Raw genomic sequence first — 19,548 nt, 5'->3', positions numbered from 1 at the left:
GTGCTGCTACTTGCCTGCGGCCGGCTGCACCGACACAGCAACCGCCTCGGTATAAACCGCTTCGACCCGGTCGCCCTTCTTGATGTCCTTAAGACGCTCCGGATCCTCAACCAGGAGGTCCACGGTACGTCCTTTTGGCCCCTTGAGGGTGACAGTCCTGGCGCTGGTGTTGACCGCGACAACGTCGGCGGTGGCGGTCACCTCACGGCCGACCATGCCGCCCGGCTTGGCTCCCGGCGACGCACGGTCCGAGATTTCGCGCTCGTGCATGGCAAGCGGCCCCTTACCCTTCTTGAGGCTGACGGTCAGGGCTTCTTTGTACTCGATCGTGACGGTATCGCCGACCTTGAGCTGTTCGAAGTTTCTAGCCTCCGGTCCCACCACGAGATCCGTCGATTTGCCGTCGGCGGATTTCAGCGAGACCGTTCGCGTCGGCGCATCGATCTTGACAATCTTGGCAGTGACTTTAGCCGTGCCGGTCGCCGCAGCCTGTCCGGGCGACTGCGTGACATCCACACGGGTTTCGGGTTGCGCCAACACAGAGGCGCTAGCCGCTACCATCACTGCAACAGCCAGAAGTGTCTTTCGTTTCATGCTGAATCCCCTTTGATCAGACTTGTATTGCGCCCATTTCGCGATGTCCTACGCCGCCCTCGCTTCAGTTAAAGCGTTCTCTCATGATCAGGGCAGTGATCTTGTGACTTTTCCAAAAAATGTCGTGGATGCGCCCCCGCAACTTGTCCAGGGTGTCGTCGTCGAGCGTATCGAAGGTCAGCCGCACGGCAGGCCTGGTACCGTCGCCCCCATCGCGGCCTGCACGATCTCAAGGGGATATGTGGAGGCCATCAGGACTTGCGACAGCACCGAATCAGGGTAGAGCGCGATGGGTGCGACCAGCGCCTCGAGTTCTTCCGGCTTGAACGGCGCCGGCTGGGCTGTCGCGTCCTGCGCCCGGGCGGAGAGCGCCAGCAAGGTCAGGCCCGCGAACATCCATGCGCGGATGCAGCGGCGCAGTACTCCTCCCTCCATAGCCAATCCCCCTCGCCCGACTGCCGGGCATCGACCCCCGCTGCACGCTATGACCACTTAGGCAGTCAATGACACGGTTGAAAGCATCGTAGCCAGCCCCGGACGTGCGTCTTGCTGCGTACTCTACCGTCACCCGTTGCTGCAATAGAACTGAATCTTTTCGGACGCCGAGATAAGAGAAATTTCTACCGGATGAATGACCAGTCCTACTGGACTTTGCGTGCGCTATGCTGAACTGGCGCGGTGCACACCCGCTCCCTCAATGGAGAACAATCATGAGGTGTCGCCTGCTAGGGCTGCAGTGTCGACTCTCACGCTGGCGCGTGTGGCACCCGGCGGTCCTTCGAAACCGCAGAAGCGCCATTGCTGACGAACGCGGCATGCTTGACGCGATTAGCGGCGATGGGCGAGACGGAAAAATAGATGGGCCTCATGCAGCCGAATCAGAATGGAGATGGATACAACGTAATCTGGGCGTCGGCTCTAGCAGCTTTAGCTCCCTTTTTATCCCTCCAGGTAGGCGATCGAAGGACGTTTTGAGGACGATCTGGCCTCACCGGACGAAGGAGGTCATCCATGTGGATGAATTTGCTTCTCATTTTTGTCCCGATCGCGATCGCCCTAGAATTCCTGGCCGCTGATCAACATCTCCTAATCTTTATTGCGTCTTCTCTGGCGATCCTGCCGCTGGCGGGATGCATGGGCCATGCCACCGAGCAATTGGCGGAGCGCATGGGAGAGGCGGTCGGGGGACTGCTCAATGCAACGTTCGGCAATGCAGCGGAACTTATCATCGCACTGGTCGCCCTGCGTGCCGGCCTGCACGAAGTGGTGGAAGCCTCCATCGTCGGTTCCATTGTCGGGAACCTACTGCTGGTGTTTGGCGCCGCAATGCTCGCTGGAGGCATTCGGTATCCTGAGCAAATGTTTAACCCGCGTGGCGCGCGTTCTCAGGCAACCATGCTGATATTGTCTGCCGTGGCTCTGATTCTTCCCGCCACCTTCGAAGCGGTAGAGGGAAAGACAGCAGGGCTGCACCGACTCAGCGTCTGGATTTCGTTCGCACTCCTGGTCGTCTATGCGCTGTATCTGCTGTTCTCGCTGGTCACACACCCCGCGCTGTTCCGAAGTGCCTACGAGGCTCGAAGCGTTGGCACCGAAGGCGAGGAGATAAAGTCTAACCCTTCTTCCTCAGGGCGGGCGCTGGCATTATTGGCGGCGGCCACCGTAGGAACAGCCTGGGTGAGCGAGATCATGGTGGGGTCGCTTGCCCCGCTTATGCGCGACTACGCACTGAGCGACATTTTCGTCGGCGCATTCGTGGTCGCAATCCTCGGCAATGCAGCCGAGCATGCGTCGGCCATTACCGCAGCCCTCAGGAACCGGATGGATCTATCGTTTTCCATTGCGGTTGGTTCAAGTGTGCAGGTGGCGCTGTTTGTCGCGCCAGTGCTGGTGCTGGCAAGCCACTTTCTGGGACCAGCCCCGATGGATCTGGCCTTCCGTCCCGCTCTTGTTCTGATTGTGGTCCTCTCCGTCGTGGTCACGGCACAAATGGCGAGCGACGGCCACGCCGACTGGTTCAAGGGCGCACAACTCTTGGTCGTTTACATCGCCCTTGCCCTTACTTTTTTCTTCCTGCCACGCTAGCCCGTCATTCTGGCAAGGGCTGCTGGCGGCCCACGTCAGCGCCCCATGCGGCGGTCATAGCTGCGTGAAATGCGGTCAAGCAAACCGGTATCGCGAGGATTGGCTGCGTTGAACTCCACCCGCACGCTGCCGTCGCCCTGCTGGCGAACAGTGGCCGTAACGGTATCGCCGCTGGGGCAGCTTCGGGAAACCGCCTAGCGCCCTTCTGCCGCACTGTACTTTCTTGCGTAGAAATTCGAAACTTCCTCGATCTCGTGATCGGTCATCGCTCGCGCCATATTGCGCATCTGCGCCTCGCTGTCATTGCGGCGGGTACCCTCGCGGAATGCGCGCAACTGGCTTGTCAAATAGGCGTGCGGCATGCCTTCGAGCCACGGCGCGCCGAATTTCTGATCCACGCCCCCGTGGCAAGAAATGCAGGGCGCCACATTGCGCAACGGGTCTCCCACGCGCACCAGGGCGGGCAGGTTCTCGTTGTAGGTCGTCGGAGCCGTGCGGGCCCTTGGAAGCGAAGCGTAGTAGGCCGCGAGATCGGTGATGTCGCGCTCGGAGAGATTGCGGGAAAGCGTCTCCATGATCGGACTATTACGCTTACCTGCCTTGTAGTCCTGCATCTGCTTGATGACAACTTCGGGATACTGTCCGGCGAGGTTGGGGGCATTGGATGCGCTCATACCCTGCGCGCCGTGGCACATGGTGCAGTTCAGCGCGAGCGTGGCACCCCGGCCTACGGCGTCGGCCGGCGCCGCATTTGCCATTGCGCGGTCCAGCACGACGTTGGTGGCCACGTGGCCGGTCCGCGCAGCACTGTTGCCGGCCCATTCGGACGGTACGCCCGCAGCACGGCAGATGGTGTCCCACAGTCCACGCACGGTAAAGTCGCCTTGCGCCATTGGCAGCCACAGAAAGCCGACCAGCATCAGCAGGGCGGTGATTACAGCCAGAGCCACCACGCTCTGCCTGCCGAGCGGGCTGCGCTCCGGGGGCGTAGGGTTGTCTTGCATCAGCGGCTCCCGATGGGCACCACCGGCACGCGGGCGTTGTCCAGCATGGCCAGTTGCACGATGGGATAGCCATAGTTGACCAGCGTCAGCGCGATCATCATGCCCACCCACAGCGCGAAGCCGTTCAGCGCGGCTGGCGGGCGGGCACCGGGATGCAGCGGCTGGCTAAAGGTGTAAGGGGTGGGAACCGGCCCGGGGCGTCGCTGGGCGCGGGCGAGGATCAGCACAAACAGGATGGCCGAGACGACCATTGCCAGCCCCCCGAAGGTGGAGGCGGTTACCGTCCATGCCTGCGGCTGGAGCGCCGGGTGGGTGTAGTCGTAATAGGCCATGCGGCGCGGCATGCCAAGCAGGCCAACCCAGTGCCACGGCAGCGACAGCACCAGCATGCCGAGGAACCACAGCCACAGTTGCAGGCGCACCAGCCCCGATTGCAGCGGCGCGCACCCAGTGAGCTGCGGCCACAGGTCATAGGCGACCACCATGTACATGATGACAATGGCGCCAGCGAAGATCAGGTGGAAATGTCCGGTGACCCACTGCGTGTTGTGTATTGTCTCGTTGAGCTGGTAGCTCATGTTGATAATGCCGCCTGCGCCGCCCAAGCCGAGCATGATGAAGGAGAACGTTACCGCCAGCATCATCGGGTTGCGCCACGGTAGCGCCGTCAGCCAGCCGAACACGCCCTTGCCGCCGCGCAGCCGCCCCGCGATCTCCACCGAGGCGACGATGGTAAACACCGTGAGCAGCGTGGGCACTGACACCAGTGCTGTCATGGCTGCATGCACGAACTTGAAGCCCGCGCCGACCTGCGGATCGGCAAACAGGTGATGGATGCCAATGGGCATGGAAAAGACGAGGAACAGCGCGAAGGCTACCCGCCCCATCGTGTCGCTGTAGAGCCGCCCGCCGATGGCGCGCGGCACGATGCTGTAGAAGGCCACGTAGGCCGGGATCAGCCAGAAGTAGACGATGGCATGCAGTGTCCACGAAAAGAAGACTCGCGATAACCCGGCGTTGATGGTGTCGGTCAGCCCGAGCGACGCCGGCAGAATCAGCACCAGGACCTCGACCGCCGCACCCACCGACGTCCACGCCCACAGGTAGGCGCCGGCCACTGTGCCGTACAGCGCCAGGGGAACGGTCGCGCCGGGGTTGTCTCGCCGCCAGGCGTGCAGATTCACCGACATCAGCGCCACCCACACCCACGAGCCCACCACCACCAGCACCACGCCGAGGTAGTAGAACGGGCTGCCGATCATGGGGGGGTAGAAGGTATAGAGCACTGACGCCTTGCCCAGTCCCATGGCGATGGCCGCCAGTCCCGTGCCCGCAATCACCAGCCAGAAGCCGAGCCATGCCCAGCGCAGCCCCAGCAGAGGCCGCTTCAGCGACAGCTCGGTGATGGCATAGCCGAATCCCATTGCCACCAGCGTGGGCAGCACATAGGCCATGACCGTGCCGTGGGCGGTGACGGAGCGGTAGTAGTGCTCGGGATTGTTGACCCACTGCGCCAGCGGGCTGCGGATGAACATCTGCCATTCGCCAAGCAGAAGGGCACCGAGGAAGGCAACGAACGCCACCCAGAAATGCGCGAGGACGAGCTTTCTAGCGAGAAACACAGTTCATCCTTTCCGCGCCACGCGCGCGGGCCATGAACTCCTCTCGGGGCAGGACCTGCACCCGCGCCCACATCGCCTCGTGACCCGTGCCACAGTACTCGTGGCAGGGCATCAGGTGCTCGCCGGCCTTGGGGAAGGTGGTGGTGAAAGTGGCCACGAAGCCGGGAATGAGCATGGTGTTGGCGTTGGTCGTGCCGACGATGAAGCCGTGGATGGCGTCGGCGGCGGTGCCGCGGAAGGTGACGGGCACCCCTGCAGGCACCACGATGCATTGTGGCTCGAATGAGTACTGCTGAGCGATGAGCCGCACCGTGACCTTGCCATCGGCGTCCACGGCGGTGCCCAGGTTGCCCTCGGCGAATTCGCCGCGCAGGTGCAACGTCTTAACATCCACCGTCTCCACCCGCGATGGCGGCATCGACGCCCAGTGCAGCCCGGCGAAGATCATCAGAAGAATAATCACGACAATGATGAGTCCGACCACCACGGCCCAGCGCCGCTCGGCCGCGACCGCGACCGCCTCGGCGTGATGGCCGTCCGGGGCGGCGGACGGTCTGGAAGGCGGCGTTGCTGCGTTCACTGGACTATCCCCCTCGGCACGTGGATGAAAAACCAGAAGGCGAGGTAGATCAGCACGACGATAGCCGTGGCCACCCCTGCCACGGCGAAGGCGCCGGTGGGTCCTGCGCTGACCACGCGATGCACGTCGGCCTCGCTGGGCTCGATGGGCTCGGAATGGTCAGGATCGGGGGCGACCGGTTTCGCGCTGGGTATCGGACTGGGTATGGTCATCGGATTCACTCCGGCAGCAGCTTGCGCAACTCATTCACCTGGCTTGGAGCGACCGGCGTGCCGGCATTGCCCCACGCTACGCGGATATAGGTAACGACAGCGGCAGCCTTGTCGTCGTCAAGAATGTGCGAGAACGGCGGCATGCCGTGTGGACGAGGATTCTTGGCGGTGCCGGGCGGATAGCCGCCATTGAGGACCATGCGGATGGAATTGACCGGCGAGGCCATCGTGATCGACTGGTTGCCAGCCAGTGGCGGGAAGGATGGCGGATGGCCCTTGCCGTCATCGCCATGGCACATCGCGCACTGCTGCGTGTAGACCTGCCGACCCAGTTCCATCACCGCCGGCTGGACCAGTCGCGCCTGGCTGGTAGGAGGCGGCTCGGCGTCGCGCGGCGGCAGTGACTTCAAATAGACGGCCATTGCTTCCACGTCCGCATCGGTCAAGTATTGCAAGCTGTTGTAGACCACTTCTGCCATCGGTCCATACACCGTGCCCCGGTGAGAAATGCCCACCTGCAGCAGGTCGGTTATATCCTTGATCGGCCAGTTGCCCAGTCCCGCCTCCCGATTGGAGGTCAGGGACGGTGCATACCAGTTCTGGTTGGGAATCATGCCGCCCTCGAATTCCTTCGATTCGCTGGAGCCGCCCAGCGCATTGATGGCCGTGTGACACATCGCGCAATGGCCTAGCCCTTCTACCAGGTAGGCACCTCGGTTCCACTGTGCCGTTTGCTTCGGATCGGGCTGGTACTCGCCTTCCTTGAAATACAGGGTACGCCAGCCGATCAGCAACTCGCGCTTATTGAATGGAAAGCGCAGCTCGTGTGGCCGGTTGGCATGCTTCACCGGCGGCACAGACATCAGGTAGGCATAGATGGCGTCCGAATCCTCGCGCGTCACCTTCGTATACGAGGCGAACGGCATGGCGGGGTAAAGCAGCGTGCCATCGCGCGAGACGCCGGTGTGCATCATCTTGTAGAAGTCGTCTGCGCTCCACCGCCCGATACCGGTCTCATCGTCGGGGGTGATGTTGGGCACGTAAAGGTTGCCGAAGGGGGTGGCCATGGGCCGTCCACCGGCAAAGGGCTTTCCGTTTGGCTCGGTGTGGCAGGCCACGCAATCGCCTGCGCGGGCCAGGTACTCGCCCTTGGTGATGACCTGGGTGGCAGCGCCGACCGGCCCGGCAGGAGCGGCCTTGGTCGGTGGCGAGCCCGCCTGCTGCGGCGCCGAGGGGGTACGCTGCATGAGGCGTGTCGCCAGCACCACGACGGCGACTATGACCGCAGCGCCGAGGATGAGTCGTGGCCAGCGTTTCATTGCATCACCGCTGGCTGCCGCAAGCCAGCGGCATGCGAACGAGGTTTGAGGATTCCGGCGACGGGTCGCTGGGGGCAGGCTGCTGCGACAGCCACTCAGCCACCGCAGAGACGTCGGCGTCGCTCAGCCGACCGGCGATGCGCTTCATGCAGTCGGGCTCGGCCGCATGGCGCTCGCCTACCTTCCATCGCGTGAGCTGGCCGACAATATACGCGCGGCGCAGCCCGACCAGCCCTGGAATACCCGGTTCCATCCCGGTCAGCCCGTTGCCATGGCAGGCGGCGCAGGCCGGAATGCCCTGGCCAGCATCGCCCTTGGTCACAAGCGCCTGACCGCGTGCGAGCACGGGTGGCGCGGCGTTGGTGCTCTCCTTGGGCGCGAAGGGCGGCCGAAGCTTGGCGAAGTACTCGGCCATTTCCTTCAGGTAGGGGTCGGGCAGGTAGGCCACCAGGTAGTTCATCGGCGGATAGCGCCGCGTTCCGTCGCGAAAGGCCGCTAACTGGTTATAAAGGTACCCTGCCGGTTTGCCGGCTATGCGAGGGAAGTAGCCGTTTGCTGTGCCTTGGCCACTCTGGCCATGACAGGTCACGCAGCCTTGCACCCTGGCTTCGAGGGAGTCCACTTGCCTGAACGCCGGAATCGCCTCAGGTTGCGCGATCCCGACCAAGGGAAAGACTAGTAGAGTCGCGAGCGGCGGGAACTTCCATGTGGGGCGCATGGTCGGTGTGCCGTGTGAGATGCATCAAGCGTAGCCGCCAAGCGTCGCGTGTCAAGCCAAAAGGCAACCTGAATAGGACTTGCATTCGAGGAACCAGCTTTTTGCGCCATATGCCCCATGACGAATTCGGCCATAGCAGAGGACCGGTCGTCTGCCATCGCTTGGGCGCGGTCTCGTCAGAATGCGGTGGGCGACAGGTCCAGCCCGCCGCTAGAATCGATCGAAATGCGATAGCGGACCGTCGAAGCTGGATTAAGCCTTACCTCCCTCTCCTTTAACCCTCCGGGACACATCACTGAAGTCTGGGCGCCAAGAATGATCGGCCCCGGTTTAGCGTAAAACCGGGCTACCTCACCTGATCTGAGTCGGCCCACTTCCTTCCCGTCCACTGATAGGACTGTATCGCAGGCGCTGCCGTAGAACCCTTCATCCCGGGTCACGATTAACGTCGCGAAATCGCCAGGCGGCGGCGTTTGCAATCCGCTAAGTCGTTCTGAAGGCGCTGGCGCCGCCTTGGTCGCCGTTATGGGGGTGGTCGAGCATGCGCACGTCAGCGTTGTCGCGACACAGACAGGAAAGATTATGGTTCGAATCAGCACGTCACTCTCCAGAATGCTCCAACTTGTCCAAGGGAACAAAGCGATGGTTGTGAGTTGATTTTTGCCATTTCAAGCTGAATCGTGTTATCCAGCTGTGGAAAATAGGCCTTCTCACTTATGGTCCACTCAAAATCTGTGCCGGACGCCCAAGGCGACGCCGAACATGTTGCTCTGGCCGTTGCCCAAAACATAGCTGTTACCTAGTGACAGGCTGTTGGCATAGAAAGTCGCCAGCGACTCAAGCATCAACCCCGCGTTCTTGGCGTAGGCCGTAGTCATGTAGAGATCAGTGCGTTTGGATAGCGCATAATCGGCGACGAAGGAGATCTGCCACGGGTTGGCCACGCTCGTGTTGCCGTAAAGGTTCTTGAGATCGTCGTAGTTGTACTCGAGCGTGAGCGCAAGCGCCGGCGTGACCTGGTAGTTTGCCCCTATCCAGTAGAAGTCATCCCGCTGAATCAAGGCATCGGCCGCATTCCTGTTCTGGCCCCAGCGGTAGCCGCCCATGATCTTGGCGGGGCCGAAGGCATAGCTGGCGCCTACTACGGCCTTCTTGACGGTGCCGGTGCCGGTGCCGATGGTGGGATTCCACTGATCATAGCCGGCTGTCGCGGCGAACGGGCCGAACGTATAAGCTAGCGCCCCGCCATAGGCGGTGTCGCGTCGGAACTGCCCCGGCACTTCGCCATTGCCGCCGATCGGAATGGGGAACCCTACCGAGGGCGGCAGGGCTACCCCGACGCCGAAGGACCAGTGCGCAAGCGCCGTCAGTCCTCCGAACTTCCCGGTGTACTTGACGGTGTTGTCCGCGCGGTAGTTGGGGCCGGACTGCATGACGACCGGTTCATACTGCGTGGCATAGGCGGTTGGAGAGAAGTTGGCCAGCGCCTCGAACATCGAAGTGTACTGACGGCCCAGGCTGACCTGGCCAAAACGGTCGCTTTGGACGCCCACGAATGCCTGGCGGCCGAACAGACGGCCGCTTTGCTGCGACAAGCCGTTGTCGATGCCAAAGCCGCTTTCCAGCACGAAGATAGCCTTGATGCCGCCGCCCAGGTCCTCGTTGCCGCGCAGGCCCCAGCGGGAGCCGGAAAGTCCTCCCGAAGTCAGCCGGTAGGCGTCGTTGCCCGGTCCCGGATTAAACCCGTTGGCGGCCGTCGGCACGACGCCCGCGTGGTTGACGTATTCCAGGTTGGCGTCGATCACGCCGTACAGCGTGACGCTTGACTGCGCAAGGGTTGCTAGCGGCCAACCCATCAGTGATGCCAGGGCCATCCTTTTCAGTACCATGCCCGCTCTCCTCTTATTATCTTCTTCGTGGTGGGTCCAGTCCAATGCGTTGCTTGTTGCATGCCCTGACCTTACAGCATGCTGCCGGGCAGCATGTTCGAGCATAGGAGGCAGTCCGTTCTCCGCCAACATCCGATGAATGAAAACCGCGTGAAGCGCAACACAGTGTCGGCCAATTGCAACAGTCGCCTGCGCCGCATGCTCCGTGCCCGCTCTGAAGCTTCACCGTGCGCTCAACAACAGCCATGGCAATACCTGGCGTGATCCACGACATGCGGACGCACAGCTCTCGGACAGAGTCCAGACCCAAGATGTCTCAAGGTATGGCCGGGCTCGGTCTATGGAACGGCAAGATAGAAATCGAGGCCATCGCTTATAAGACTTGAAGCCGGAACGTGCACGCCACGGTCCGCGCGAGCGTCGCGCCAAAGTTCAAATTGCGCACTATATTGGACTGGCGCTGTCGCAATATGCCGGCGGCGCCACTGGAAACCGGCCACGCCATGCGCACCGAAGACATCGACCCAGTACATTCCCGGCCGTTTGGTGCCGGGCCAGGCTCGCTCGGCATCCGCGGTTTTGGCTGCGCCCTGGTTATGGCCACGGCATGGCTTGGCGTTTCTTTATGGTTGGCGTTGCCCTGGATGGCCGGACTTGCGGAAAGGATCGGCTCGGTACCTACATGGCTGATCGTCGGTGGCATTGCGCTGGCGCCAGGGTTCATGAACGCCTTTCAGACCGCCAGTCTGCTGCAACGCCCAAGCGCTCGCTACCGCGAACCCATTGCCTACCCCGCCCTGACAGTACTGATCGCGGCCTATAACGAGGCCGACCAGATCGCCAATGCCTTGCGCTCTCTTCTGGGCCAGAAGTACTCTGCGCCGTTGGACATTATTGTCATTGACGACGGTTCCCATGACGGAACCGCAACGATCGTACGCGAGACGTTCCCGGAAGTACGTGTGATTGCGTTGGCATGCAACGGGGGCAAGGCGGCAGCGCTCAATCGTGGACTGGCTGTCGCGCACCATTCTCTGGTCGTCACCGTCGACGGCGACAGTTGGCTACATGCCGATGCGCTCCGGTATCTGGTACTGGAGTACGTGAATGGCCCACCCAATACCGCAGCGGTTGCCGGCGCCGTATTCGTGGGCAACGGGGACAGGAGTTGGTCGTCTCGCGTCCAATACTGGGACTACTTGCATGGCATAGCGGCGACCAAACGCACGCAGGCCGCTTATGGCGGCACGCTGGTCGCCCAAGGTGCCCTGTCACTGTACCGTACCGATCTGCTGCGAGAAATCGGGGGGTGGCCACAAAGCCTTGGCGAGGATATCGTCCTCACCTGGGCGTTGTTGTCTCGAGGATACGACGTCGGCTACGCCGAGCGGGCGCTCTGCTTTACCAACGTGCCGGAAACTTTCGGCGGCTTGCTACGGCAGCGGGCTCGCTGGGCGAGAGGCATGGTCGAGGCCTTCCGTCATCACCCGGGCATTCTGCGCCAGCGCCGCATCACAACATTTCTGGTTGGCTGGAATCTGCTTTTCCCGTGGCAGGACCTGGCCTTTACCTTTGCGTTTATTCCGGGCCTGGTACTCGCACTGTTCGGTCAGTACTGGTTGGTTGGTCCAGTGACGCTGGCGTTGATCCCATCGGCCGGCCTTATCGGCTTCGTGATGTACCGGATGAGCGCGAAGGTGTTTCAGCAGGCAGGCTGTACGGTAGCGTGGGATCCGCTGGCGCTTGTCTTCTACACGCTGGCCTACGGACTCATCAATCATCCGGCCAGTTTGCGTGGCTACCTCGCCGAATTGTTCGGACAGGCGAAAACGTGGGGTACGAAATAATGGTCCTGCGCTTCCTGCCAGTGCTGCTCCTTGCGGTCGCTGTCAGCGCGGCCGCATCCGATGAGGTGGTCGACAAACGCCCGCCCGGACAGAGCCCCGACCTCTTCGAGTCGCCTGAATATGACCCACTGACCGGGATAACAACCGACTATTTTGGGACCCGCGATACGACGGGATTCAAGCGGGATTCGCTCCGTCTTGGTGGAATGGTTCACTATGCATCCCGGTACGACTTTGTCAGCGTTGGCGTGTCTCGCGATGAATTCCGCCACGGCGATTGGACTGGCATTGCTGACTCCGTCCTGGTCGAAGGGCGGAGAGTCAATCAGCGTACCGCAGAAGGGATCACTGGCCGATTGGCGGTTACCACGAATACCGGGCATCCTCAATGGCATGGGGAGGCCACATGGAACGTGCGCTTTGGAGAGCGTGGCGGTGTCGAACTCATTGCGAATCGCGACGCTGTAGAGAGCGAAGCGGCTCTCCAGAATAACATCCTCTCCAATTTCCTTGCGGCAAGCTTTGACTACGCGCCCACCGAGCGTCTGACGATGATAGCCATGCCAACCTGGCGGCGATTTACCGATGGCAACAAGCAACTTGGGGGGCGAGCGTGGCTGATCTTTACCCCGGTGCCGGAGAGCGGGATCGGCATTGAACTGAAGGGACAGGGCTTTCACGGTAGCGGGCAACCCCAGCAGATGTATTTCAATCCAGAGGAGTACCGCAAGGCAGAGGCGGGACTACGGTTGCGGCGCTCGTTTGGCGATTGGTGGGTTTTTGCGTATGCCCGCTTGGGCCACGAATGGATCGATCACCACATTGACAAGCCGACGGCAGAATTTGGAATCTCCGCCAGACGCACCTTCAGCAACGGCATCACCGCTGCGGTGCAGTTCGCCTACAGCCGAAGCTCCTATTCGGATGCAGTCCAGAACCTCAATGAAAATTACGGATGGCGCATGCTGAGAGTCGTCGTCGTATTGCCTTTCGACCGCCTTTTCACTTCTTCTCAGGTACCTGATTGAAGTCTCGCCGTCGCAGCACGTGTGCCAGATCTCCTCTCCGCCCGGACTGCCGGGCGCTTCGTTTTCAGATCGACTGCCTGCCGCAAGCGGATTATCGGCCCACGGCGGCAGGAATGCTGCGTGCGTTGTTAGTTGCTCGATGCGAAGCGCTTGTTTCGCCCTTGGTTTTGGATAGCGGCGATAAGGTTGTGGTACGCGTCCCTGTCAACGCTCTCCACGGTATTCCAAATCTTGACGCGATCGAACATGCTGCTGCTAATGTCGAATGCCGCTTCTTCGATCTTGAGGAAAGTGCATTTGTCATGTTCGTGACTTGAGCCAGCAACATCTTCATACACTATGATCCGGATTTGGTTCGCCAAACTCTGTGCTAGTTCGCGAATTTCTTCCTGGCTCTTTTCACCAAAGGGCAAATCATGGATGTTGGCAGGCTTCTTTTTGAACAATCCAAACATATCTAAGACTTCGTTTAGGTAATTCACAAACTCACGGGCGACAGCCCGCTCCACCCTTGCCCGATTGGAACCTTTAGTCGTTGGAAAGGAATTCGATAGTGAAAGCCGGTGGTGCCATGCCGTTTTCGGAAATTCTCTCCCAAACAGCACAGACGGAGGAAATATAGGCCGCACCGAAAGCGAGCACAGCGCTAATCTTGATAGCCATTTCATTTTGTACCCCAGAAAACTTACACTACCAAAATAGGCGTAACGCAGAGGCGCGACTTTGCCCGAGCCGCCACTAGCTTTGCATTTGATGTCAGGTGCAGATAACTGCACTCAACTAGCAGAACTGGGCGAGCGCGATTCCCCATGCGACCCGAAGGCCACGTCTGTTGACGGGAGGGCGCGCGGTTGATGGATGGGTAAATGCCGTGAGGCAGAAATCCTCGTACCCCAAGGAAACTGCCGATGGAACGCAAACGGACCTGTCGGGCGAGGATTTGCGGGCTGGGACGAAGCGCTGAATGATCGCTGTGCGGCGGAAGCTGACGCCGGACGGTATCCACCAGAATGAACGCGTGGCGTGTTCAGGAAGGCGGCAGAATCGCCGTACCTGTTCGGACTAGAATCCTCGGAGGAGGTGTGAATCATGTCCGCTATCAAGTGCATGGATCCGGGCCACCCCGCCTACCAGGCAGCGCTGCATAGGACAACCCGCTACCCTGCGGAGCACGTCACGTCGACGGCTAGCTCCAGAAAAAGGCTGCGCCCCTGTGTACCGCATCGCAAGGTCGGGCGCGGTAAGGTCGGCACCGGCGGCAAGCGCAGCGGCGAGTAGGCCTTGGAGCGCCGATCACCACGGTTGCAGCAGCCCCTGTGGTCGCAGCATGGACGGCATCCAGAAGGCCAACGTGGCGGATCGACCATGCTGAGGCCGCACGCAACGCCGGTCTGGCAATGCCGCCAAAGCAGGTGCTGATCTATGGCAACGCCAGGCGGGGAACGCCGTTGATGCTCGCGGCACCCAGCGTTGCGCTGGACTTGCCCTGCGCGTGCTGGTGCGCGATGACTGCCAGGGCAGCACCAGGGTGAGCGTCCACACCGCCGCGGAACTGGAAGGCCCTCACCCATTGCCGGCCGGCAGCGCCGCGCCGCTGGCTGTGGCGCAGCAGCTGATTCTTGACACGGTGGGGGCGCAAGGCGGCCCGGGGTGGTTTATCCCGCCAGGCCCTTGTTCGGGTTGATCAGGTACTTCTCCCCCGTCGCACGCTTGTTGTAGATGGCGATCACGTCCAGGTCCAGCACCTCGGCCAGCGAGATTTCTTTCGAGTAGTGGCTGGCAAAGGTGGTCTTCAGCTCCGCCACTACGCGTTGCTTCAGCGCGTTGGCCCGCTCGCGCCCGATCTTCTGCAGGAACGGGAACAGCAGCCAGCCGCCCATGCCCCACGCCATGCCGAAGTTGCGGCTGAACTCGGTCGGGCTTGTGTCCAGGCCGCCGTAGAGGTAGACCTGCTTGTGGGTGGTCGAGCCATAGCGGCTGTATTCGCGGGCCGTCTTGTTCAGGGCCGCTTCCATGCAGGTGAGGATCTGGCCGCCGAGCTTGCCGCCGCCCGTGGCGTCGAACGCGATCGTTGCGCCAGTGGCGACGAGTGCCTCGGTGAGGTCCTGCATGAACGTGGGCGACGCGGTGTTGCAGACGTGGACCGCACCTTGTACCTTGAGCAGGTCCGCCTGCTCTTGCTTGCGCACGATGTTCACCAGCTTGATGCCATCCTTGAGACAGATCTGATTGAGCATCTGGCCCAGGTTAGAGGCCGCGGCGGTGTGCACCAGGGCGCTATGTCCTTCGAGCCGCATGGTCTCGACCATGCCCAGTGCGGTGAGCGGGTTGACGAATGACGACGCGCCGTCAGCAGGTGTGGCGCCTTCGGGCAAGATTAAGCACTGGTCCGCGGAAATGCAGCGGTACTGCGAGTACATCGCGCCGCCGATGGCAGCCACAGTCTTGCCCATCAAGGCTTGCGCCGCAGGGGACGAGCCTGCATCGACGACCACGCCCGCGCCCTCATTGCCAACCGGCATGGACGCATCCAGGCGGCCCGCCATGCTGCGCATCGCGCCTTCCGGAACGCGCGCGGTGACTATGGGGCGCTCCGCCGTGCCGCTGGCCTTGGCCGTGCTCATGTCGGCCGCACCGAACAGCAGGCCGAGATCGGACGGGTTGAGGGGAGAGGCTTCAATGCGGATGAGCACTTCGTCCGGGCCAGGCTGCGGCGTGTCGATGCTGTCTAGCGAAAGCTCGAGTTCACCGCTGCTCTTGATTTTCGAACGAAGTTGAAGTGCAGTGGGCATTCGATGTCTCCTTGGTCTGTCGGTTTGCGGTGAGCGAGGCGGCAGCGTGCGGCCGTTTTCGCCAGCAGTCAGCAATGTAGCAAGTTCCTGCGAATCCCGTACTGGGCCGGAAATTCAGGTCATGCGTCGGCCGACAGGCCATCATGCATCGTACTGATAGCTGCGGATGGCGGTCAGCCCTCCCACAATCGATCCACTGGCGCCAGTGTCCAGCAACGGGGAAATCGCCTTTTGATGCGGAGTGGTGGCTTTCGGGTTCCCGCTGTGGCCTGCGCGGGACGGAATCCTGGGGGCGGAGGTCTTCAGGCGCTGTTCGTGCTCGAAAGCAGCATAGGCAGCGACACCGGCACCCTGCAGCTTCAGATAACTGCACGGTCCCTTGCACAGGGGTTGAATGCGGGCTAAGTTGGAACAGCCGTCATGCGCCGGCGGGGGCAGATATGGTGCGATTGGCACTTCTACCATGGTTGCTGGCCTTTGCGGTCATGCTGTTCGGACCAGCGCTACTTGCCCAGCGGAGGCCATCGATGCCGCTCATACTGACATCCCCCGCGTTTGCCCAAGGCGGGGAGATTCCCACTGTGCACACGTGCGAAGGCGCCGATGTGTCACCGCCCCTGGCGTGGTCAGGGTTGCCACCCTCCACTGCCAGCCTGGCCTTGATTGTCGATGATCCGGATGCGCCTGACCCGGCGTCACCGCAAATGACATGGGTCCATTGGCTCGTGTACAACCTGCCTCCGCAGCCCGGCGCGCTTGCGCAAGGTATGAGCCGGCAGAGCTTGCCGCCCGGCGCACGCGAAGGTCTCAACGACTGGCACCGTGCCGATTACGGCGGACCGTGTCCTCCAATTGGCCGGCACCGGTATTTCCACAAGCTATATGCCTTGGACGTCGTGCTGCCGGATCTCGGCAAGCCGGACAAGGCGGCGCTGGAGCAGGCAATGAGGGGGCACGTTTTGGCCCATGCCGAACTCATCGGGACCTACCAGAAGCATGCGCGCTGAAGTAGTCGCGCACTCGCCCCGAGCAGCGAGCTCAGGCCAACCGTCTTGCCAAGGATGCCGGTCTCCGACTCCATGATGACCGTGGTCCCATTCCGGCCAGCAGCACTCGTAGGCTGACTGGCTTGGCATCGCTCGCTCCCGGCTAGACGGCGTTGCGACTGCGACTATGGGCCTAGAAGCAAGTCCGGAGCATTCCAAGCGCGTCGCGGAATTGCTGCTCGACTGGAAAGCGGAGATTCTAAAGCTTGAACGGGCCTTTCGCGAACTGTGGCCCTGGGGCGTCAAGGCGGACCGACGTGTCTCTTGTCCCCAGCCGAGCGCGTCTCCGAGTTTAGTCAGCGCTTGTAATACCAGCCGCCGGCGAGGAAGCGCGTGACCCCCATGGTGACCAACGCGACCAGTAGCGCGTCCTCGCCCCGGCCGGTGACGTACAGCCAGAGCGCCCACCCGCCCCGCCAAAACCCAGCGCAAGGACGAACAAGATCGACATCAGCTGCCCCCATGTCTGAATGAGTGCGGACCGGTCGCACCCGACAACGCGACCTTCAGTCGTGGAGATCAATCAGAAAACGCTGGGGCTTCGTGCCAATCCATGCCGGAGCCCTGCCACGACCCGACCAGGTCTGCCCCGTTTTGGGATTGCGGTACTTCGGAAGGGGGGCAGCCTTTTTCTTAGTTGGAACCGCACCAGCAGCGCGCCCAACGCTTGGCTTGCCTGCAATGTCGTCAATGCTCAGGTCGTACTCCTGCATCAACTGCTGAATCTCCTCCACCACCTTTGGCACCTCCGCAGCCCACAACTGCTCAATTTGCGCATCGACGGATGCCAGTTGCGCGAGCAGTTCATGAGAGGTTACGGGTTTGGGTGTGCTTTGCGTTTCGGCAGGCGCTTCCCGCTTCTGTGGGCGCTTCCGGGTTTGCGTCACTTCAGTCGTTGCTTCCAAAGCGACGGCTTCAGCCAGCGTTTTCAGCTTCTGTCCACGCTTCCGGGTTCGCGTCCCTTCAGTCGGAGCTTCCGGAGCGGCAACTTCAGCCGACGCTTTCGGCTTCTGTTGGCGCTTCCGTGGTCTCCGCTCTTCAGTCGTTGCTGCCGGCGCGGCAGGTTCTGTCAGCGCTTTCGACGTCTGTCGGCGCTTCCGTGGTCGTTTCTCTTCAGTGGATGCTTCCGGGGCCAGGGCTTCAAGCGGCTCTATCGAGGCTTGAGCTTCAGGGAACTCGCCCTGGACGTCCGGTTCAAGCGACTCTACCGCCGCCGCGGCCTCAACCGGAACTTCGGCGGTCAACGCTTCAGTCGGCGCTACTGGCCGCATCGCTTCAATCGGTGCCTCAGCAGCGCCATACTCGACCAGCGCTTGCGGGGCGGCAGCTTCAATCGGTTCTTCCTGGGTCGGCGCTTCAGTCGGGGCTTCCGGGCTTGCGTAAGTCCGTCGGCGCCGATATGACACCGTCGCCTTGGCGCTGCTATTCCGGCTGGTCGTCCAGAAGTCCAGGCGTCGGGCCTCAGTATCAATGCTTCCAACACCGCCGCCTTCGCTACTGGCCTGACCAATGACGGGGTTCGCGTCGGACGCCACGTCAGCGCTGGCCACCTCCATCTGACCGGGAACGTCCGTCGCATCCTGCGCGACAAGTGGTTCAACCGCTTGCTCTGGGGCCAATTTGTTCTCCTTCGTCGAAGTCACTGCAGGTGCGGATGCGCTGAAACATTCTAGCGGCTCTCGTCAACGGCGTCGTCAGACCTACGGTCGACCATCCCACAACCAATGACGGAAGGCCCGGATCGCGCAGCGCGCACCACGAGGCTATGGTTCCCACGTCCAGGGATTGAGCAGCGCGACCCGTGAAGCGACGAAATCTGAAACGTTTCGTGTTGCGACTGTCATTCCGTGCACCAGCGCGGTGGCAGCAATCAGGCCATCCCGCAGCGGCTGCGGGTCCGGGACATGCAACCTCGCACGCCTCTGCGCAACTGCCGTATCAATTGGCAAGATGCGTCCCGCAAACGCTGGCAGGACGTGGCTATCGAGCCAGGCTCGTAGAACCGCTCCCTTCGGCGGATCACGACGCTCGGCCAGCAGAACGCCTATTTCCAGTTCGTGGATCGTGATAGCCGACACGAACAAATCGGCAGCGGCGACGCTGTCGGCCCATTGAACGACGTGGAAATCAGCTTTTCCATGTCGAGCCTTGCGCAGTTCGGAGACGACGTTAGTGTCTAGGATGAACATCAGTCGAGGTCCGCCGGTCGAGCAAGTTCAGCATGATGGGGGATATCGAGATCAATATCCTCGGCTTCCGGCATGGCCAGCAGGTCAGCAATCTTTTGCTGACTACCAGTGAGTCGCTGATATTCCTCGATGCTCAACAGGACGTGAGAAGGTCGGCCGCGATCAGTAATGAAAACGGGGCCGTCCTTCGTGGCCTTCTTGGCGCGAGTTACATCCTGGTTCAGCTCTCGACTGGATAGAGTTGTGATGTGCACTTTTAGCCCCTGCAGACCGAAGATGTAGTTACGTTACTACACGAACCTATAGCGTGCAAGGGCCCATATGAAACCGCGCCAAACCGGGGCTGACTAGGCGGCAAGGCGGTGTTCTTCTTTTCCGGCGATGGACGGATACCATCGGTCAACGCAAGACCGGAGTTGGCTATTGAGCACGGAACTACTCCCCTCCCCCACCAGCCGGCATCGGACGCCGCTTTCTCATGACCACAGGAGCAGTGATGTCGTTATCGGAGGGCACGCGTGTCGGACGTGTGCCAGGGCCTGATTGATGTGCCCCGGTATTCAATTGAATAGTCGATATGGCTCGCTTGTAAATAGCCTGCATACCGCGCTGGTTTCGCGCTG

18 protein-coding genes and 1 pseudogene are annotated in these 19,548 nt (G+C 61.5%); 5 read left to right on the top strand and 14 right to left on the bottom strand.

Annotated features, from left to right (window positions below; translation table 11 throughout):
• Window positions 1–6: 6 nt before the first annotated feature.
• Both LPA45_RS31585 and LPA45_RS31580 read right to left on the bottom strand, forming a co-directional pair.
• Window positions 7–594, bottom strand: a complete 588-nt coding sequence (locus tag LPA45_RS31585) for a DUF1344 domain-containing protein (RefSeq protein WP_116323607.1) — start codon at window positions 592–594, stop codon at window positions 7–9.
• 213 nt (window positions 595–807) lie between these two features.
• Window positions 808–1,029 (bottom strand): annotated as a pseudogene (locus LPA45_RS31580) (DUF3300 domain-containing protein); the annotation flags it as partial.
• A gap of 576 nt (window positions 1,030–1,605) precedes the next feature.
• Here LPA45_RS31580 and cax point away from each other — a divergent pair.
• Window positions 1,606–2,679 carry a calcium/proton exchanger gene (cax, locus tag LPA45_RS31575; RefSeq protein WP_317921591.1) on the top strand — a complete coding sequence of 358 codons (1,074 nt, stop codon included), beginning with the start codon at window positions 1,606–1,608 and terminating at the stop codon, window positions 2,677–2,679.
• A gap of 194 nt (window positions 2,680–2,873) precedes the next feature.
• Here the strand turns inward: cax and LPA45_RS31570 are convergent, their stop codons facing one another.
• The 7 genes from LPA45_RS31570 to LPA45_RS31540 all read right to left on the bottom strand — a co-directional run bounded on the left by LPA45_RS31570 (window position 2,874) and on the right by LPA45_RS31540 (window position 10,023).
• The gene (locus tag LPA45_RS31570; RefSeq protein ID WP_116323605.1) at window positions 2,874–3,683 is read right to left on the bottom strand and encodes a cytochrome c; all 810 of its coding nucleotides are present in this window, start codon (window positions 3,681–3,683) and stop codon (window positions 2,874–2,876) included.
• Complete coding sequence (locus LPA45_RS31565) at window positions 3,683–5,305, bottom strand: cbb3-type cytochrome c oxidase subunit I (RefSeq protein WP_116323604.1); 1,623 nt, start codon at window positions 5,303–5,305, stop codon at window positions 3,683–3,685. The genes LPA45_RS31570 and LPA45_RS31565 overlap by 1 nt, the downstream gene beginning before the upstream one ends.
• Window positions 5,292–5,885: a cytochrome C oxidase subunit II gene (locus LPA45_RS31560; RefSeq protein ID WP_116323603.1), complete on the bottom strand. Its 594-nt coding sequence runs from the start codon at window positions 5,883–5,885 to the stop codon at window positions 5,292–5,294. The genes LPA45_RS31565 and LPA45_RS31560 overlap by 14 nt, the downstream gene beginning before the upstream one ends.
• Window positions 5,882–6,097: a hypothetical protein gene (locus LPA45_RS31555; protein WP_116323602.1), complete on the bottom strand. Its 216-nt coding sequence runs from the start codon at window positions 6,095–6,097 to the stop codon at window positions 5,882–5,884. Before LPA45_RS31555 ends, LPA45_RS31560 begins: the two co-directional genes overlap by 4 nt.
• Before the next feature lie 5 nt (window positions 6,098–6,102).
• Complete coding sequence (locus LPA45_RS31550; RefSeq protein WP_116323601.1) at window positions 6,103–7,416, bottom strand: cytochrome c; 1,314 nt, start codon at window positions 7,414–7,416, stop codon at window positions 6,103–6,105.
• 4 nt (window positions 7,417–7,420) lie between these two features.
• Entirely contained in the window at window positions 7,421–8,134 is a 714-nt protein-coding gene (locus LPA45_RS31545; RefSeq protein ID WP_116323600.1) for a cytochrome c, read from the bottom strand.
• 725 nt (window positions 8,135–8,859) lie between these two features.
• Window positions 8,860–10,023, bottom strand: a complete 1,164-nt coding sequence (locus LPA45_RS31540) for a porin (protein ID WP_116323599.1) — start codon at window positions 10,021–10,023, stop codon at window positions 8,860–8,862.
• A gap of 395 nt (window positions 10,024–10,418) precedes the next feature.
• Here LPA45_RS31540 and LPA45_RS31535 point away from each other — a divergent pair, with 395 nt between their 5' ends.
• Complete coding sequence (locus LPA45_RS31535; RefSeq protein ID WP_367395335.1) at window positions 10,419–11,870, top strand: glycosyltransferase family 2 protein; 1,452 nt, start codon at window positions 10,419–10,421, stop codon at window positions 11,868–11,870.
• Window positions 11,870–12,898 (top strand): hypothetical protein, encoded by a 1,029-nt coding sequence (locus tag LPA45_RS31530; RefSeq protein WP_317921588.1) that lies wholly within the window; start codon window positions 11,870–11,872, stop codon window positions 12,896–12,898. Before LPA45_RS31535 ends, LPA45_RS31530 begins: the two co-directional genes overlap by 1 nt.
• A gap of 128 nt (window positions 12,899–13,026) precedes the next feature.
• Here LPA45_RS31530 and LPA45_RS31525 read toward each other — a convergent pair whose 3' ends face one another.
• Window positions 13,027–13,566 carry a hypothetical protein gene (locus LPA45_RS31525; RefSeq protein WP_147316329.1) on the bottom strand — a complete coding sequence of 180 codons (540 nt, stop codon included), beginning with the start codon at window positions 13,564–13,566 and terminating at the stop codon, window positions 13,027–13,029.
• 729 nt (window positions 13,567–14,295) lie between these two features.
• On the opposite strand from LPA45_RS31525, the gene LPA45_RS34260 reads away from it, so the two are divergent.
• Entirely contained in the window at window positions 14,296–14,430 is a 135-nt protein-coding gene (locus tag LPA45_RS34260; RefSeq protein ID WP_317921586.1) for a DUF302 domain-containing protein, read from the top strand.
• A gap of 123 nt (window positions 14,431–14,553) precedes the next feature.
• Here the strand turns inward: LPA45_RS34260 and LPA45_RS31515 are convergent, their stop codons facing one another.
• Window positions 14,554–15,690 (bottom strand): zinc-binding dehydrogenase, encoded by a 1,137-nt coding sequence (locus tag LPA45_RS31515; RefSeq protein ID WP_317921584.1) that lies wholly within the window; start codon window positions 15,688–15,690, stop codon window positions 14,554–14,556.
• Between the two features lie 527 nt (window positions 15,691–16,217).
• Here LPA45_RS31515 and LPA45_RS31510 point away from each other — a divergent pair.
• Entirely contained in the window at window positions 16,218–16,697 is a 480-nt protein-coding gene (locus LPA45_RS31510) for a YbhB/YbcL family Raf kinase inhibitor-like protein (protein WP_317921581.1), read from the top strand.
• A 545-nt stretch (window positions 16,698–17,242) separates the two neighbouring features.
• Here LPA45_RS31510 and LPA45_RS31505 read toward each other — a convergent pair.
• The 3 genes from LPA45_RS31505 to LPA45_RS31495 all read right to left on the bottom strand — a co-directional run bounded on the left by LPA45_RS31505 (window position 17,243) and on the right by LPA45_RS31495 (window position 19,179).
• Window positions 17,243–18,355 carry an H-NS histone family protein gene (locus tag LPA45_RS31505; protein ID WP_233528456.1) on the bottom strand — a complete coding sequence of 371 codons (1,113 nt, stop codon included), beginning with the start codon at window positions 18,353–18,355 and terminating at the stop codon, window positions 17,243–17,245.
• A 144-nt stretch (window positions 18,356–18,499) separates the two neighbouring features.
• Window positions 18,500–18,925 (bottom strand): type II toxin-antitoxin system VapC family toxin, encoded by a 426-nt coding sequence (locus LPA45_RS31500; protein WP_367395334.1) that lies wholly within the window; start codon window positions 18,923–18,925, stop codon window positions 18,500–18,502.
• Window positions 18,925–19,179, bottom strand: coding sequence for a type II toxin-antitoxin system Phd/YefM family antitoxin (locus LPA45_RS31495; RefSeq protein WP_022538192.1), 255 nt, complete (start codon window positions 19,177–19,179; stop codon window positions 18,925–18,927). Before LPA45_RS31495 ends, LPA45_RS31500 begins: the two co-directional genes overlap by 1 nt.
• Between the last annotated feature and the right edge of the window lie 369 nt (window positions 19,180–19,548).

Origin of the sequence: Cupriavidus sp. Agwp_2 (assembly GCF_040784895.1) — a bacterium.
In the GTDB taxonomy this organism is placed as follows: domain Bacteria; phylum Pseudomonadota; class Gammaproteobacteria; order Burkholderiales; family Burkholderiaceae; genus Cupriavidus.
Note: the sequence above shows the minus strand (reverse complement) of the source record. Positions and strands in the feature narration are given on the sequence as shown.